This is a genomic window from Sporosarcina ureae (genome assembly GCF_002101375.1).
Classification (GTDB): domain Bacteria; phylum Bacillota; class Bacilli; order Bacillales_A; family Planococcaceae; genus Sporosarcina; species Sporosarcina ureae_B.
The window spans coordinates 1,412,798-1,430,868 of the sequence record NZ_CP015207.1; the positions used below are offsets into that span (position 1 = coordinate 1,412,798).

The 18,071-nt window shown below is 39.8% G+C and carries 15 protein-coding genes; 5 read left to right on the plus strand and 10 right to left on the minus strand.

The genetic code is table 11. The annotated features are described in order from the left end of the window. The first annotated feature begins 183 nt into the window (after positions 1-183). Positions 184-1,350 (plus strand): pyridoxal phosphate-dependent aminotransferase, encoded by a 1,167-nt coding sequence (locus SporoP8_RS06990; protein WP_085131851.1) that lies wholly within the window; start codon positions 184-186, stop codon positions 1,348-1,350. A gap of 126 nt (positions 1,351-1,476) precedes the next feature. On the opposite strand, the gene SporoP8_RS06995 is transcribed toward SporoP8_RS06990, so the two are convergent. From SporoP8_RS06995 to SporoP8_RS07005, 3 genes are all read right to left on the minus strand, one after another. Continuing rightward, complete coding sequence (locus tag SporoP8_RS06995) at positions 1,477-2,439, minus strand: tRNA dihydrouridine synthase (RefSeq protein ID WP_085131852.1); 963 nt, start codon at positions 2,437-2,439, stop codon at positions 1,477-1,479. A 237-nt stretch (positions 2,440-2,676) separates the two neighbouring features. Beyond that, the gene (gene bluB / locus SporoP8_RS07000) at positions 2,677-3,327 is read right to left on the minus strand and encodes a 5,6-dimethylbenzimidazole synthase (protein WP_085131853.1); all 651 of its coding nucleotides are present in this window, start codon (positions 3,325-3,327) and stop codon (positions 2,677-2,679) included. A 257-nt stretch (positions 3,328-3,584) separates the two neighbouring features. Beyond that, the gene (locus SporoP8_RS07005) at positions 3,585-3,998 is read right to left on the minus strand and encodes a carboxymuconolactone decarboxylase family protein (protein WP_085131854.1); all 414 of its coding nucleotides are present in this window, start codon (positions 3,996-3,998) and stop codon (positions 3,585-3,587) included. Positions 3,999-4,283: 285 nt separating this feature from the next. Between SporoP8_RS07005 and SporoP8_RS07010 the strand changes: the two genes are divergently transcribed. Together SporoP8_RS07010 and SporoP8_RS07015 are read left to right on the plus strand one after the other, a co-directional pair. After that, complete coding sequence (locus SporoP8_RS07010; protein WP_198166085.1) at positions 4,284-5,048, plus strand: SH3 domain-containing protein; 765 nt, start codon at positions 4,284-4,286, stop codon at positions 5,046-5,048. Between the two features lie 134 nt (positions 5,049-5,182). Beyond that, positions 5,183-5,479: a hypothetical protein gene (locus SporoP8_RS07015; protein WP_085131856.1), complete on the plus strand. Its 297-nt coding sequence runs from the start codon at positions 5,183-5,185 to the stop codon at positions 5,477-5,479. Positions 5,480-5,519: 40 nt separating this feature from the next. Here the strand turns inward: SporoP8_RS07015 and SporoP8_RS07020 are convergent, their stop codons facing one another. Both SporoP8_RS07020 and SporoP8_RS16745 read right to left on the minus strand, forming a co-directional pair. After that, complete coding sequence (locus SporoP8_RS07020) at positions 5,520-6,440, minus strand: DMT family transporter (RefSeq protein ID WP_232319229.1); 921 nt, start codon at positions 6,438-6,440, stop codon at positions 5,520-5,522. Positions 6,441-6,610: 170 nt separating this feature from the next. Continuing rightward, positions 6,611-6,727 carry a DeoR family transcriptional regulator gene (locus tag SporoP8_RS16745; RefSeq protein WP_255407853.1) on the minus strand — a complete coding sequence of 39 codons (117 nt, stop codon included), beginning with the start codon at positions 6,725-6,727 and terminating at the stop codon, positions 6,611-6,613. 305 nt (positions 6,728-7,032) lie between these two features. Between SporoP8_RS16745 and SporoP8_RS07030 the strand changes: the two genes are divergently transcribed. After that, a complete protein-coding gene (locus tag SporoP8_RS07030) occupies positions 7,033-8,352 on the plus strand; it encodes an LLM class flavin-dependent oxidoreductase (RefSeq protein ID WP_198166086.1) in 1,320 nt (439 codons plus the stop codon). Positions 8,353-8,463: 111 nt separating this feature from the next. Beyond that, a complete protein-coding gene (locus tag SporoP8_RS07035; protein WP_085131859.1) occupies positions 8,464-9,207 on the plus strand; it encodes a hypothetical protein in 744 nt (247 codons plus the stop codon). A gap of 51 nt (positions 9,208-9,258) precedes the next feature. Here the strand turns inward: SporoP8_RS07035 and SporoP8_RS07040 are convergent, their stop codons facing one another. From SporoP8_RS07040 to hutH, 5 genes are all read right to left on the minus strand, one after another. Then, positions 9,259-10,896 carry a thiamine pyrophosphate-binding protein gene (locus tag SporoP8_RS07040; RefSeq protein WP_085131860.1) on the minus strand — a complete coding sequence of 546 codons (1,638 nt, stop codon included), beginning with the start codon at positions 10,894-10,896 and terminating at the stop codon, positions 9,259-9,261. Continuing rightward, positions 10,893-13,652: a bifunctional diguanylate cyclase/phosphodiesterase gene (locus SporoP8_RS07045; protein ID WP_085131861.1), complete on the minus strand. Its 2,760-nt coding sequence runs from the start codon at positions 13,650-13,652 to the stop codon at positions 10,893-10,895. The genes SporoP8_RS07040 and SporoP8_RS07045 overlap by 4 nt, the downstream gene beginning before the upstream one ends. Positions 13,653-14,050: 398 nt before the next feature. Then, on the minus strand, positions 14,051-14,848 hold the full coding sequence (locus SporoP8_RS07050) for a histidine racemase CntK family protein (RefSeq protein WP_085131862.1): 798 nt from the start codon (positions 14,846-14,848) through the stop codon (positions 14,051-14,053). Positions 14,849-14,945: 97 nt separating this feature from the next. After that, the gene (locus SporoP8_RS07055; RefSeq protein ID WP_085131863.1) at positions 14,946-16,256 is read right to left on the minus strand and encodes a Na+/H+ antiporter family protein; all 1,311 of its coding nucleotides are present in this window, start codon (positions 16,254-16,256) and stop codon (positions 14,946-14,948) included. A gap of 147 nt (positions 16,257-16,403) precedes the next feature. Continuing rightward, entirely contained in the window at positions 16,404-17,912 is a 1,509-nt protein-coding gene (gene hutH / locus SporoP8_RS07060) for a histidine ammonia-lyase (protein ID WP_085131864.1), read from the minus strand. Between the last annotated feature and the right edge of the window lie 159 nt (positions 17,913-18,071).

Consider the following 18,071-nt stretch of genomic DNA (forward strand, 5'->3'; position numbering starts at 1 on the left):
AATAAAACTGTCAAGGTCAATAACGACAAATCATTTTAATCTCCGACTTTTTCTATAAGTATTATTTTTTCGCGCAATTTTCTTAATCATCTGGAATCAAATAACCATCCATCTATTGATAAGTCTAGTATGATCTATGTATACTTAACGCAAATACCCTATCAAAGAAAGAAGGAATAGACTATGGCTTTGTCCAACCGATTACAAAATCTCCCTCCGCATTTCTTTACGTTATTATTAAATAAAATAGAAAAGGCTATGGATGAAGGTAGAGATGTTATTAACCTAGGACGTGGAAACCCTGACCAACCAACACCTCCTCATATTATTAAAGCATTGCAAGAAGCCGTTGAAGATCCAGCTACACACGGCTACTCTCCGTTTAGAGGGACACTTGCTTTAAAGCAAGCAGTGGCTGAATACTATCTGCGTGAATACGATGTTACGATTGACCCTGAAACAGAAGTTGCGGTACTCGGTGGCACAAAAGTCGGCGTCGTAGAACTCCCTTTAGCGATTATGAATGAAGGAGACTTATTACTGTTACCAGACCCGGGTTACCCTGATTATCTATCAGGTGTCAGCTTAGCAGGTATTCGATATGACACGATGCCACTACGTAAGGAGAATGAATTTCTTCCTGATTACGATACATTAACAGATGATCAGAAAAAAGACGCCAAACTAATGTACTTAAATTATCCAAGTAATCCAACTGGCGTCACAGCAACACCCGAGTTTTATGAAAAAACCGTGGCATTTGCCAAAGAACATCAGATTGCCGTTTTACAAGATTTTGCGTATGGTGGTATTGGTTTTGAAGGTCAGAAGCCGATTAGTTTTTTACAAACTGACGGAGCAAAGGAAGTCGGCATTGAAATGCTGTCTCTTTCCAAAATGTATAATATGGCAGGTTGGCGCGTCGGTTTTGCAGTCGGTAACTCTGAAATAATTGAAGCTTTAAACGTATTGCAAGACCACTTATTTACTAGTATCTTTCCAGCAGTTCAACGTGCTGCAATTGAAGCATTGACAGGTCCACAACAATGCGTTGAAGAGTTAGTTGCGCTCTATGAAGGTCGTCTGACCGTATTGCTAACCGAATGTGAACGTATCGGTTGGGACGTTACAGCACCTACTGGCTCGTTTTTCGCTTGGTTACCTGTCCCAGAAGGGTTTACAAGTGAAACCTTTGCCGATTTATTACTCGATAAAGCAGACGTCGCAGTATCACCGGGGAACGGATTTGGTATTTACGGCGAAGGATATATTCGTGTTGGGTTGTTAGAAAGTGAAGAACGGTTGCAAGAAGCAGTTCGCCGTATTGAAAAACTCGGTTTATTTAAGTAAGAAGATATAATTCCAACTGGACTCTATTATGCAAAAAGCCTCCTTGCTCATACCAGTATTTCTGGAATGGCAAGAAGGCTTTCACATGTATGAATAAATTATTTAAGTTATAGATTCTCTATACTATTAATCAAGTTCTACATTATCCAGTAATGCACGCACTTCATCTGTCGTATTCGTACTCATTAAATCATTTCTTAGTTCAGCTGCTCCACGGAACCCTTTAACGTAAATCTTGAAAAATCGACGTAACGGTTTAAACAATCGTGGTTCTAGCTCTGTCGAATATTTGTCAAAAAGATCCAAATGAAGACGCAAAAGATCCAGCAACTCTTTATGATCATGCTCTCTCTTCTCTTTTTCAAATGCAAATGGATTATTAAAAATTCCGCGTCCAATCATAACCCCATCGACACCGTACTTCTCCACAAGCTCCAGACCCATTTGACGATCGAGAATATCTCCATTGATTGTCAGCAGCGTGTCAGGCGCTATTTCATCACGAAGTTTCTTGATCTCGGGAATCAATTCCCAATGCGCACTCCCATTACTCATTTCCTTACGAGTACGGAGATGAATTGATAGGTTCGCAATATCTTGCTCCAGTACATGTCTGAGCCAAGTGTGCCACTCTTCTATATCTGTGTAGCCAAGACGAGTCTTTACACTGACAGGTAACCCACCAGCTTTTGCTGCTTGGATAATTGCCGCGGCTGTTTCAGGATGGTTGATTAGACCGCTCCCCTTACCTTTTGTTGCTACATTTGGCACAGGGCATCCCATATTAATATCCAATCCCTTAAAACCAAGTTCCGCCATTCCAATACTCATATCACGGAAATGTTCAGGCTTGTCCCCCCAAATATGTGCAACAATCGGCTGTTCGTCTTCCGTAAACGCCAAACGTCCACGCACGCTGAAGATTCCTTCTGGGTGACAAAAGCTTTCCGTATTTGTAAATTCGGTAAAGAATACATCCGGACGAGCGGCTTCGCTTACTACGTGACGAAAAACCACATCCGTCACATCCTCCATCGGTGCTAGTATGAAAAATGGCCGTGGTAGATCACGCCAAAAATTAGTACTCATCGTTACGTTCAAATCCTCTCTTCATAACTTTCACCTGCGTGTACAGAAATGTTTTTTACATATACCTATTCCCTACAGATGTCAGTCTTACCATTATACAAAAAATGCACAGATGAATTCCACTTCTTTGAGCTACCACCTAAAAAAATATAGACTACTTACAGTTGACATGGTTTTCTCCATCTACTGTAATCACTTCACACTATATAATTATTTCCTGTGCGTTTCTCTACTAATTTATTTTTTCTTATTCCACTGCTCCGTAAAAATCAAATCATCTAAACTTCGTCGTTTCTCCCAATTAGCTGTTTCTAGAATAGGCGCAGTAGGATAATGCTCCGTGTAACCAATAGACAGAAGAGCAACCGGTTCAACATGAGGGGGTATGTTCAAAATATCACGTACATCATTCTTTTTATAAAAACTCACCCACCCCATCGCCAGACCTTCCGCACATGCCGCTAGCCACATATTTTGGATTGCACAGGCAGTCGACAACATGTCCGTTTCAGGGATGGAGTTACGTCCTAACACGTGTGAACCGCCCCGCGTAGGATCACATGTTACGCAAATAGTAATGGGTGCTTCTTTCAATCCTTGTATTTTTAAGCCAAGGAACTTTGTTTCTTTTTCTCCATTGTCTTCATAATGAATAGCTAGCGCACGTTTTTCTTTATCCGCTGCCCAAGCCAATTTCTCTTTCGTTTCATCAGATGAAACGATGATGAAATTCCATGGTTGCATAAAGCCGACTGACGGTGCTTGGTGAGCGGCTTTCAATACGTTATGTATCGCTTCTTCCGGAATGGGAGTCGGCAAAAAACTTCGCACATCTCTTCTATTATAAATCACTTTGTAGACCGCATCTCTTTCTTCATTTGAAAACATGTAACATCTCTCCTCTAATCGTATACTGTACTGTTTGTTATTGATCATCACGTGTTTAGTATAATGAAGTTGTAAAAAGAAAGACAGATTTGACTAAGTATCACTTACATATACTTCATTTGTTATTTACGCTGTTTTAGCTTTATTTGATCAGTGTAATGACTAAGTCCGTTTCGCTGAGTAGAAAAGTGGCTTCAACCGTTTTGAAAATCACCGGTTGAAGCCACTTACGATGTACCCATTCGAAACACATATGCTCACTTCTCGTCCATTTTTGTAATCGATACTCCACGTTCAGCAAATACGGTTTGAGCGACAGATAAAGCATTCAGCACGCTCGGGAATCCTGTATACGGAATCAAGTGCATAATACAGCCGATAATCTCGTCCGGCGTCAAGCCTACATCAAGGCCTGTTTTGATATGCATTTGAATCTGTGGCTTGCCTTGTGCTACAAGAGCCGTAATCGTTGTAAGGACCTTCTGTTTATTATCCAGTCCAGGTCGCGAATAAATATCTCCAAAAGCAAATTCCACAACATACTTAGTCAAATCCGGTGCTACATCTTTGAAGCTCTCCCCAATTTCCATCTCACCTGCCGGGTTATCTTCACCCGATAACGTAAGTTCCATTAACTTTTCCAAACCACGTTGGTAGCGATCTTCCGCCATTTCAAAAACCTCCTTGAATATACTATCCGCTTTATCATCAAAACTGTTCGTTAACTTTTTTCGTATTATTGACTAGCGGTGATACTACTAGTGTAGCAAACTTTAAAGGAAATCGAAATTTTTCGTCTACTTTCGCTGTGGTAGATAATTGGTGCAATATAAATAAAATACTTGATTGCTAGCTTGCTAAAATGACAAATAGAATAGTATAATTTGATAGTATGGTCCTATTACGAGTTGTTCGTAAATATGCATACATATAACTATTAACGAGGAGTGATGTACATGAGAAAAATGATATTCGTATTTATGTTAGTAGTGCTTGGCTTTTCTATCGCTCTCTCCACCGAGACAAGTGCAGCAACGAAAACGACTAGTATGTATGTAAATGCAAAGAACGATATCGTTCTACGCGCAAAGCCATCGCAAAACGCAGAAAGAATGGGCACTATCAAAAATCATTCTAAGCTAACCGTCTTTTCTTCATCTAATGGATGGTCGCGTGTACAAGCGGGCAAAAGTAAGGGATTCGTATATACATCCGCTTTGTCTAAAAAGAATCCTAACGCAGCACCCACTAGTGTAAACGGCGGTTTATCGCCAGTGAGTGGTCTGACCCTCACTTATGAGCCTTCATTCATGGAAGATACTAAAGAAACTTTTATTACTAGAAGAGATGGAAAAAGTACTTACTTATTCAATACGAGTAAAAAGTCTCCTTTCTCTTATGCAGAGTTTGTCTATTATGAAGATAAAGACAGACTCATGATGGGAGTGGCGGAATCTGACTTTATTTTCGTTGATGCTGCATTTCCTTTAAGACAAGGGAAAAGCTTTACCGGATACAATTTAGAAGAAAATTATAAAGTATTAGTGGAAAGCACGACAAAGACGATCAAAGTGAAAGCCGGTTCTTTCCGCAATGTCGTCATACTTCGTTACCCGAACGGTTCCAGAGAATATCTTGCAAAAGGAATTGGAATTATCAAAAGTACAGATAAAAATGGGAAAACTTATACAGAGTTAACCGCTGTAAAGCATAAGAAATAAAATTAATAGATAAAAAACGTTGCCAGAATTGAGCAACGTTTTTTCTATCCAAATCAAATCAATCACATTCACTACTAGATAGTCTCTCTTTCGTTTATACTTAAAAGAACCAAACGACCAGGGAGGTCTGCACTATGGAGTTTAAAAGTATCGAGGAACAAGTCATTCAAAAATATAAAGACGATGAAAATTTGATGATTCGCCTGTTTGTCCAGTGGTGTGCGAATCATCAACTGGATCCACAAGTACTTTATCAGAAAGCATACCCTGAACAACAAGCAAATTCCGCCTTAAAGGAAGTCGTGGAAAGCAATGATGAATTCGATGAACTTCATATAGATAATGAAACTATGCTGGATGTGCTTCAACTATTTGGGAATGATGATTTGGCATTTGTGGTTGCGGATGAAATAGGGAAACGTAAAGCATAATACGCGCTTGTGAGAGAAAACTTTTTCTTTGCTTACGTCTTCAAAAATAGTGATTTTCTCTCATAGGTTTACCACTTTTCACTTTCCTACCTACTATTAGAATCGCTGAATATAACACAAGTGCGATGCCAAATAGCTGTAGCGGAAGCAGTTGATCACCAAGAAACAGTACACCCACTACAACTGCAACAATAGGTTCAATAGTCGCAAGAATTGATGCCTTCCCTGCTTCTAAATGCTTCAAGCCTGATGTATACAACACATACGCTGCCACAGTGGAAATCAACGCCAGTAGTAAAGCGGCAATCCAAACGTCAGCATATCGGAATGTATCAACTTTACGCCATACATCACTTGTCAGCGACATGAACAAAGCCATATAAAAGAATGTGTACGTAGTAATTGTCAAGGCGGAATATCGTTTCGTTATTGGCTTCGTGAAAATACTGTACAGCGCATAACAAAAACCCGAAAGAACTCCCATGAACAGCGTCTGACTAGAAATACTCTCCGATCCTAGCGGCAATAGTCTAACCACTAATGCACAACCTACAATAGCAGATGCTAATGCTAATACTTTGCGTGCGGTCAGCGGTTCCTTAAAGAAGATTCGCGATAAAATCATCACGAATATCGGTCCTGTATACAATAACGTCACGGCAAGAGACAAGCTGGAACGTGAAAATACTTCGAAGTAAAAGTAGTTAAATAGCGCAAGACTGAAAATACCTGCACTTGCAAAAAATAAATGATCTTTTATTCGTGTCTGTAACTGATCACGAAAAAACAGCATCATAATAGCAAATAAAAACACAAAGCTGAAAATCCCTCGAATTGCTACCACATCCCAAGCCGTGAATCCTCGTGCATATAATGGCGCTATGAATAAACCGATCAATCCCCAACAGACGGCTCCTGCAATTGTTGTTGAAGATGTCTTCATACTCGGCTTGTTTTCCAACCTCATCGCCTCCGGTCTGATACATATGCAGCTGCCCCATATATAATATGTATAGTTATGTACTGAATTATAATGCATATCTGTGAACGAAACCATTCCAATAGTTACAACGCACTTATTTCTAACCTATCCTTCAAACTAACAAGAAAAAATAGTTAAGTTCATGTTATTCATTCCATTCCGCCATGTGTGCGTATCAGCTTGTTCTGCTTCTCTAGTACATCGAAATCCCTCCGTATCCTCGTAAGCACTTCATTCAATACTTCCGAGAGTTGGATGATATCCACTCGTTCTCTTATTGCAAACAATTATAGTACCTACGTAAAACTTGAAAATATAACGTCATAATAGATTTAGATTAGTTAGTGTTTCGTATGAACTAAAAGTTTCCGCACAGTATAAAGAAGCAGTATGAAAACTGGCTTTCTTGTTAAAGGCTTACCTTTCACCATCTTTAATAGTCGAACGTCTGATCATACTGCATCACGAACGGATATATAAACTCATGTCTTGACACCCGGCATGACACACATGATAATTTACATGAATGGATAATTTATATATAACAATCCACATGACTAGGGAGAGGACGATGCATGTGAGGAAGAAGTTAAAAATAGGAACGATGATCCACGGTGTTGGTGAGAAGATTTCGGACTGGCGGCACCCTACTATGCCATCGGATGCGAGTGTAAGCTTCGAATTTTATAAACAACAAGCCCTAACGTCAGAACGCGGGCAATTTGATTTTGTTTTCATCGCAGATGCTTTATATATTAATGAAAAATCGAATCCACATTACCTGAATCGATTCGAACCACTCACGATACTTTCTGCATTGGCAGCGGTGACGTCGAATATCGGATTAGTCGGCACATTATCAACTACCTATGGCGAACCTTTTTCTGCAGCGCGACAATTTGCTTCACTAGATATGTTGAGCGGTGGACGTGCAGGATGGAATGCGGTGACATCCGGATTGGAAAAGACCGCATTAAATTTTACTAAAGAAGTTAAAGATCATCCAAATCATGCCACACGTTACCGGATGGCTGCCGAGTTCGTGAACGTCATGAAAGGCTTATGGAATTCTTGGGAAGAAGATGCCTTTATACGCAATAAACAGACCGGGCAATTTTTCGACCCAAATAAATTACATACATTGAATCATGAAGGTGAGTTCTTTTCTGTACAAGGACCTCTAAATATCGGCCGATCACCGCAGGGACAACCAGTAATATTTCAGGCTGGTTCATCAAAAGCAGGTATTGCATTTTCCGCACAACAAGCTGATGTAGTTTTCGCCATTATGCCTACTTTAGAAGAAGCGCAGCGCTATTACATAGATGTAAAGGGGCAAACAGAAGCTCTTGGACGTAAACCCGATGACTTGTTGGTTCTACAAGGCATCAGTCCGATTATTGGAGATACGATAGAGGAAGCGGAGCGAAAACTCGAAGAACTTGCTGGTTTGGTAACGATTGAACAAGCACTTGCTTTTTTAGGTCGTCTCTTTGAACATCATGATTTTTCACAATATCCATTGGATGAACCTTTTCCCGAGATAGGATGCATTGGCAAAAATAGTTTCAGAAGCGATACCGATCGCATTAAGTCTGAAGCTCGTAAGCAAAACTTAACTTTACGTCAAGTAGCTTTACGAGAAGCCACACCGCGCACGCCTTTTCTGGGTACACCCGAACATGTCGCTAATCTTATCGAAGTCTGGTACGAACAGAATGGAGCGGATGGTTTTATGCTCATTGCAAATTTGCCAAGCGAATTAGAAGCGTTTGTAGATAAAGTTGTCCCTATCCTTCAAAAGCGCGGGATTTTCAGATCAGATTATGAAGGGACTACTTTACGCGAAAACATGGAGTTGCCTTATGCGGAAAACCATTATTCACTTTAATAAATAAAATCTATAAATAGATCCTTTTCAAATAATTTAGTACTATGCATATTTCTTTGTTGTATAATTATCTAATAATTATCTAGAGGTTCTACAATGAGGAGGCATCACATGAATATGGACCCGCTAACGTATTCCTATGAAGTTCAGAACATAGTGAAAAGTTCGCATCAATTAGATACACGTATTTCGGAAACAGAATTACTTGATTACATCAGCAAGTTAGCCAAGATTGATGTAATGGATATGTATATCGATCAATATAAATATAAAGATAAAGTAACTAGTCCAGTCATTTATGAAGCAATTGCACAAGCTTTCAAGTTCCACTTAGAACGAGTTCCTGTGCTGACTACAGAGAAAATCGGTACTTTCGTGATTCCTCCATTAACGGATTTGAAAACTTGCAGCAGTCTCCCTTCACAAGTCATTTTGGATTTATATTTAGCTCATCACAATCATCACGTAACAGGTGACGAAGTCCGCACTATGATTAACCATTATTTCGGTATGAATTTAGTTGGAATTGACGGGTTGGGGAAAACTAGAATTTCTTTGTATTCAAAAGGACAGTGGCTCGTGAAAGATGATCTAGACTTATTTGTTATTCATACCGGAACAATGGATGTAGACGTGAAAATCTACTGCACAGACTACTTTATGGCCCGTACTGGATCGAAAAATATACCGATTGAATTACAACAATCCTTGGCTAGCTTGGGGTATAGTTATAACGCGCAAGTAGATGCGTATTATTATTCAAATCCTTCAGGTCTTACAGTTTCTAATGCATTTAAAGGAAAGACAATAGATGCGATTATAGAACTTACAGATGTATTATACAAAACTATCTGATGAATACAAAAAGCCCAAGAAGAGACTGATATAGCCTCTTCGTCGGGTTATTTACTTTCCAAAGGAAGATAGAAACTTCACGCGATCTCCCATTGGTGGTATTGTATTATCAATCAAGTAAATTTCGAGAACGGATGGCCCGTTCTCGTTCATCAGCTCATCTATTACTTCTTGGGTTAGATCCTCCATTTTTTCAATTCGTTTACTCGGTATGTTCATAGCCGCAGCCATAGCTGCAATATTCACCGGTTCTTGTTCAAACGATGGATGGGACCGCTTATATTGCAACGAATGTCCATGATAGACCATTCCTAAACGTGCATTATTCATCACAACAAATACAATCGGCAACCTATGTTCTTTGGCGGTGAGGATCTCCATACCATGCATGAAGAAACAACCGTCACCTGTGACGCAAACTACTGGATGTTCAGGTTCAGCAAGCTTCGAACCAATTGCAGAACCTATACCGCTCCCCATCGCCCCAAAATGTACATTAATATCAAATGTATCGGACTCCAGCACGTTCATATCATGAATGATATATGCCATGAACTCACCTATATCGATGGTATATCTAGTATTGCGAGGAGCGTATTTTTGCAGGCGCATCAATACATTTTTCGTATTGTACTCTTCACTATCCGCTCTCCCTATTTCTTGCTTCGTAAATGCTTGATCTTTTGTCGGCAAGTCCAATGTTTTTAATTCATCTAGTAACGCGGTCAAGCTTAAATCTATGTCTCCCAAAACAGCAGCATCCACTTCATATTTACGATTAAAAACGGAAGAATCGTAATCCAGTTGAATAGTGTACCGATCTTTAGTGAGATTGACGTTCCAATTATTCGTAGCCGTCTCGCCTAAACTGGAGCCTACCACCAGTAAAGCTTCACCATCACTCCCATTGATCAATGAAGAAGCGCTATCATGACCGGCAAAGCCGAAGACGCCAGCGTGAAGTGGATGGTCATCTGCAATATAACCTTTTGCCTGCGGTGTTGTAATAATTGGCCACTCGAGCATCTCCGCTAACTTAAGTAACGGATCGACTGAGTTTCTGATACCTTGTCCTACAAAAATATATCCATCCCGTTTACTGGCAAGCTCTCTTGCAACAGACTGTATGATGTTTTGATCCGGAACTATCGGCGTTCTTTTTGGCGGAGCCGGTATTTCGGGAGACTCAATTGGATTGATCTGAATATCTATTGGCATGGCGATATGGACTGGCCCCGGTACACCGGAAATTGCTATTTCACAGGCCTTTGCCACTTCGCCAAGTAAATCATTAGAATCCGTTACAGTTACACTATATTTCGTCACTGATTTAAAGAGTGGTTCAGCATCCAGTTCTTGAGAGGCATTTAAACCGACAGTATCGACAGGCACTGCGCCCGTCAAAAATAATACAGGAACATGTTCTCGCATGGCATTTGCGGCACCTGTTAGTAGATTGGTACCGCCAGGCCCGCTACATCCAATACACACACTCATAGAAGCCGTGTATTTAGCATAAGCAACTGCCATATAGGAAGCCGCACCTTCATGTTTTGTCACAATCGGTGTCAGTTCAGGTATTTCATACAACTCATCAAAAAACGCATTGACAGAACCTGCTGGGATACCAAAAACATGTTGTACTCCGCTAGCCATTAAATATTCCAATACTCCTCGAACAGCTTTCATAAAACCCCTCCTCTAGTAGCTAGATATGTGCTTTCGAATTCACTTGCTTTCAACGGCATATTGAAGTAATACCCTTGCATGATGTAACATTCTCTTGAGGCTAAAAATTCCGCTTGTTCTAGTGTTTCGACACCTTCAGCAACCACATCCAATCCCAGATTTTTTGCTAACGTGATAATCGTATTCGTAATGGCGGAATTGTCGTTATTGCTTTCCAATTCCTGAATAAATGATTTATCTATTTTCAAGGCATTGATCGGCAAGTTTTTTAAATAGCCCAAGGAGGAATAGCCTGTACCAAAGTCATCAATAGACATCTTGATTCCGATCGCCTGTAACTCTTTCATCGTCTGGATAGTCAACTCTGTATTTTTAATAATTTGGTTCTCTGTAATTTCAAGACATAAAAGCTCTGGTGATACTCCTTCTTCGTCTACTATATCTTTTACTGTTTGGAATAAATTATTTTGTTCAAACTGGCGAGCCGATAGATTTACGGATACTACTATCGGTGGATATCCTTTGGCTTGCCACTTCTTCATTTGGTTACACGCACTTCTGATAACCCACTCTCCGATAGGAACAATTAGCCCCGTCTCTTCCGCCAGTGCGATAAACTTATCCGGTGTAATTAATCCTTCTGTCGAGTGATTCCATCTCAATAACACTTCAGTACCGATGACAGTACGTGTACTATAATCAATTTGAGGTTGAAAATAAATTTCCAACTCCTCACGATCGAGTGCTTTATATAACGCATTTTCAAACTTCACATTTTCAAACGTTCTGATATCCATCGCTACTTGATAAAAATGATAGCTGCTGCCGGATACGGTTTTGGATTGATACATGGCGATATCAGCATTTTTAATCAATAACTCCACTGTCTGTCCATCTTGGGGAAATACACTAATTCCCATACTGCTATGAATATGCATTTCATGTCCTTTTAGATTGAACGGCTTGTTGAATTGATCCACAATCTTTTCCGCTACTTCAACAACTTCTGCTTCAGATCGAATAGAAGGCAAGTAGATAATGAATTCATCACCGCCTTGACGCGAAGCCGTGGCACCCTCAGGAAGACATGCACATATACGTTTTGCTACATGTGCCAATAAAATATCACCATAGCTATGCCCCAATAAGTCATTGACTGATTTAAAACGATCCAAGTCCATGAACAGTACCGCTGCTTTTTCTTCATGAATACGGGCAAAGCTCAATCCTTGTTCCATGCGATCTTTTAAAAGCACTCGGTTGGGAAGATTGGTCAAGCTATCATAATACGCATGGTACCTGATTTCTTTCTCCATCTTCTTTCTTTCGGAGATATCTTTAAATGTAACGACATCCCCAACGACTCTATCCCTTTCTTTGATGGAAGATCTAACATATTCTACAGGAAAACTGGACTGATCTTGTCTAAAGAATGTAACATCCTCTTTATTTGTATTGTTTTCATTGTAAATAATACTGACAGGTTTGCCTATTAACTCATTTTTAATCTTATAACCTAGCATCATGGCTGCCGCTGGATTACAAAACGTAATGACACCTTGTAAATCTAATCCGAATATCCCTTCACCTGCCGAATGGAGAATCAGTTCTTTCTCCCGGCTAAGACGCTGTAATTCTTTCATCGCTGATTCAAGTTCATTGTTTTTTTCCGTTATCTCCGCAGTACGTTGTTCTATGATCAACTCTTGTTTTTCCATATTCAATAAGTTCAATAAAGTGGAAGCCGTTGTATCGACAATAGATTGCGTCAGTTGTTGACTGGTCTGGGAGTAATTCGGATTTTTTTGTTGAAGGTCTGCAATGACTACTAAACCTAATACTTTCCCCATAGATACAAGAGGAAGAATAAACATCGATTGAATACCAAAGTATCGACATACTTCATGGTTCACTCGATCGTCCGCAAAGACATCAGGAATGAATTCCGCTTTTCTAGATGCAATTACTTCCTGAAACACTTTATCATTTTCATCATCAAATTTTATCTCGTCATGAGATTTAACCCATGCTTCTGGCGACCAATCACTAGTATGATTAATTGTTGTAGGCTTAATCTTCATATGCACCAACGGATCGATTAGATGTACACCTATGTCATTGTTTCCAAGCACTCTTTCTATATAAAGAAAACAAGTATCCAAGGCTTCCTGCATCGTAGAACACAGTGATAAATCCCGTGTTATATCCAATAACAATTGCTTTTCCTGAATCAATTCTTCTTTACTTGTCAGCAGCTTGGCATTTTGAATTGCAACAGCTGCCATATTGACGTAGGACTGGACGGTTTGAATTTCAAGTTCTGTTAAATTCATCGGTATTCCATAATCGAACAAGAAAACGAGTCCGAATAATTCCATTTCACCAGTAATAGGCAAAACCAAGAGAGATTTTATCTTAAATCCTTCAACTGCCCTTTGATCAGGTCGAAAGTCTTTAGATGTATCCGGTATATAGATTGTTCTTCTTGTTTCAATTACTTCTTTCGCCAGTAAATCGAAGTCGGTATCAATTGTATGCATATCGAGTGTCATGCCATTGATCACTTCAGGCTTTCCTACGAAGCCCCTGAATGATCCGTCTTGTTGCGGCAAGTAAATTCCGACCGAGTCACATTGAACAATCTCCTCTGATATAGCGGTGATCACGTGATTTAACACTTCTCGTAACTCTAGCTTTGTATTTATTAACTTTGTTATATTCGCTAGACGAAGATATCTTGTTTGATCTTTCACTATTCATACCTCCTATCCTATCCAATGTATCGATAGATAACATCTTACTATGTCATTCGACAAATTATTTGAAATAGCCTTTTACTAGATGTTACAGCTATATTAAATATATAACGAATAGGAAGATATTGTATAAGCAAATAGTACCATTCATAAATCTAGTGGTAAAATCCCCCTGACGGTAGAGTGTTTGTCAGCAGGATATAAAGCCCTTCCCTTCTATACCACTACTGCCTTTTTCTACAGCTAACTCAATTCCGTTTTTTTCGCCTTCGACCACTTGTGGGACAAGTGGTTTGGATTATGCAATCCATTCAGAAAGCATTTTACCTACACATATTTAAGAAATATAAAAGCACCAACCTCCATTTTGAAGTTGATGCTCTTACATATATATTGGTTTACATATCTAAATACACAAATCCTTCAGATGTAAAACGTACATCTGTAGAAATATAGTTTTTACCGCCTGTTTCTACATATACAATCCCGCCTGGCTGGTGAATTTGCAAAGTCTGATTTTGACTTCCCTTTGATAAATGAACACCCAAGGCTAGAGATCCTGAACCGCAAGCCTGCTCGAAAAATCTGCTCCCGGTTTCCGTTACATAAACAAAAGGCCATATTTCATACTCGCCTTCTTTCAACTGCTTGTAAGGTATAATCCCGATTGCTTTATCTTCAATCTTATCGGTGACTGCTTCAATCAATTGATTAAACTGATCTTCAGTTGGCCAATAGTCCGTTATGAAATGAGTGATTCCATCCAATTTCACGACATTTCCTGTAATACTCCGGCCATTCAAATCAATTACTATCTCATTCGTTGATAATGGTGGCGGCATTTCAGCTCTGGCGACAAAATGAGTGGGTGACTTTACATCCACTTCGCACTCAAGCGGAAAATCCGAACCTGATGTCTCTAACAAAAATGTCCGATCTTTAGTGAGCCCTTTATATGAACAGTATGCAGCAGCACTTAACAAAGCATTACCGCAAAATTCTCCACCCGACATTTCCAACCTTAGTACAGCATCTTCAGTTTGTGGTTGCACTAAAAAACCCGCTTGTTCTGCATGCAGATGTTCATCGTCCATAATTTTACTGGCGATCTTCGCATAATGTGCAGGTGATACATAGTTAGTTATAAAAACGGTAGTGTTTTTTGAAGGGCTGGCCTTTACAAAATCCAATTTCATCTTTATTTCTCCTCCCTTTCCACTCGTTGATTACTTCGAAATACGTGATGCGGTGTGTTGAAAACACACCGCATCACGTAATGTTTGCATGATTTGTTTATAGTACCATGGCCGCAACGACACCAAAGATGAGAAGCGGGATATTATAATGTAAAAATGTTGGTACACACGTATCCCAAATATGATGGTGCTTTCCGTCCGCATTTAACCCAGCTGTCGGTCCTAGCGTACTATCAGATGCCGGTGACCCTGCATCACCAAGCGCGCCTGCAGTCCCAATTAAGGAAGCCGTTGCCATTGGAGAGAAACCAACTGCTATACAGATTGGCACGAACAAAGCTGCAATAATTGGAATGGTCCCAAATGATGAACCGATACCCATTGTAATTAATAATCCGATCAATAACATGACGGATGCAATAATCAGTTTGTTATCACCTAAAATTGCTGTAGCTGATTCTACTAAATCATTGACAGCACCTGTCTCTTTTAAAATAGTTGCATAACCGGAAGCAATTAACATAACAAATGCAATCATACCCATCATGCTAATCCCTTCATTAACAACTCTTTCTCCTTCATTAAAGGGAACGACTGTGAATATATACATTAACGCAATACCTGTAAGAGCTCCTAGTACAAGTGAACCCGTAGCTAGTTGCACGATCAATGCACCGATAATGGCTCCAATAGTGAGGACGTGACGTAAGTTGAATTTCAGTTCGACTTCTTCAGGTATTTCTTCCGCAACAATGACTCCCATGTCGCTATGCGGAAGTTCTCTTGGCTTGCGGTATGAGATGAAAACGGCAATCAGTAAACCTATAATCATGCCCATTCCAGGTATTAGCATGGAATAAGTGACTGATAAAAGAGGGATCTCCATACCACTTGCTTTCATTTCTTCTGCAATGATTCCGTGAAATATTAATCCAAACCCAGCCGGAATCATAATGTAAGGTGCTTTTAATCCAAATGTCAACGCACAAGCGACACCTCGACGGTCAATCTTCATCTTATCAAATAAATGAAGCAAAGGTGGAATTAAAATCGGAATAAATGCTATGTGGATAGGAACCACGTTTTGTGAGAAACAAGCAACTCCTGCAATGGTTAGCAATAAAATTGACCGTTTCCCTCTTAAAACTTTCATCAATCTCTTGACGAGAAAGCCTGTAATTCCTGAAAAACTAATCATAACGGCGAACATTCCGAGCAAAATATAACTTAATGCGGTGTTTGCTTGTCCACCCATTCCAGAGACGAGCATTGTTGTTGCTTCCGTCAGTGACAGACCTTCCATTAACCCAGCCACACCCGCCGCGATAATAATGGCAAACATTACGTTAACCCGCAGAAGACTCAACACAGACATGACGATAACTGATATCACTACCGTACTAAACATAGATTCACCTCTTCTTTTTAAACTAAAATGAAAATTCAAATATTCAGTTATTCACGGGCGGAGAGGAAGGTAACTCTCCCTCTTAATTCCACTAGTACTGATGAAAACAGATTCAACCATTGTAACAAATTCCATCTTACATTCTATTTATTTGTTTGTGTATGCATCGAAATGAAAATCGCTATTTTTCAACCATTCACTCATTGCTTCAATATCTTTCGAAAATACGCGGTCTTCTTCAATATATGACACGATACTTCTTCCGTTTTCTAGAAACTCTCTTGTGGATGTGGACATCTTTTCTTTTCCACGAATCTCGGCTGCCTGCATACTACAAATTGCTTCTATTGCCAGCACACGACGTGTATTTTTAATTACTTCATATGCATGACGAGATCCAATTGTGCCCATACTAACATGGTCTTCTTGATTCGCTGATGAAGGAATGGAATCGACGCTTGCTGGATGGGCAAATGTTTTATTCTCAGAAACAAGGGATGCCGCAACATATTGCATAATCATGGCACCAGATTGTAACCCTGGCTCAGGACTTAAAAATGGTGGCAAATCATTTAATTGAGGATTTACTAAGCGCTCAATTCGACGTTCTGAGATATTTGCCAATTCTGCTATTGCAATTGCCAAGAAATCCATAGCAAAAGCAATTGGCTGTCCATGGAAGTTGCCACCTGATAATACTTTTTCACCATTATCAAAAATGAGCGGATTATCTGTAGCCGCATTCATCTCAATCAGCAATTTCTCTTTTACATAATTCATAGTCTGCCACGTTGCGCCATGAACCTGAGGAATACATCTGATCGAATACGCATCTTGCACACGTATTTCTCCTTGCTTTGTCGTTAACTCACTGTCAACTAAAATATTCCGAATTCGTTCTGCTACTTCGACCTGCTCTTTGTAACCACGTGCAAGGTGGATATCTTCGTCAAACGCATCAATGATTCCGCGTAAACCTTCAATTGTCATGGAAGCAATGCGTTCTGTCTGATGAGCCAATTTTTCAGCTTCTAAATACGCAACGACTCCCATTGCAGTCATTGCCTGCGTGCCGTTAATAAGAGCTAGACCTTCTTTTGCCGTTAGTACAATCGGCGTAATTCCCTCTTTCGTTAAAGCTTCCTTCGCAGGCGTTCTTTCCCCTTTATAAAACACTTCTCCTTCTCCGATTAAAACTAGCGCCAAGTGCGATAGCGGAGCCAAGTCACCACTGGCACCAAGAGATCCTTGCTGTGGAATGACGGGATGAATATGCGCATTTACTAAATCGAGCAATCTCTCAATTACGACTGGACGCACTCCTGAAAAACCTTTCAATAACGCGTTGGCACGAAGAAGAATCATCGCCCGTGAAACGATTTCCGGAAATGCTTCCCCGACACCACATGCATGGGAACGGATTAAATTTAACTGCAGTGATTCTACATGGTCTTTATCTATAAGCACATCACTGAATTTACCGAACCCTGTTGTAATACCATATACAATTCTTTCTTCATCTACGATTCTTTCTACTGCTTTTCGGCTTTCTTGAACCTTTTTCATGCTTTCTTCTGAGTATTTTACGTGGTCACCATCGTAAAGTACGCTATGCACCTCTGTAAAATTAAGCGTTTGTCCATTTAATACGACCATCTTTTTTCTCTCCCTTCAATTCCGTTGCTCAAGTAACGTCACAATAAAAAAATCTATATGACAGAACTTGAATACGCTTACAAATAATAGGATCTATTCACTGAATCCTCACACCATTTTTAGTACTATGTGAAACTTTCAAGTGCCTGAGTGAATACT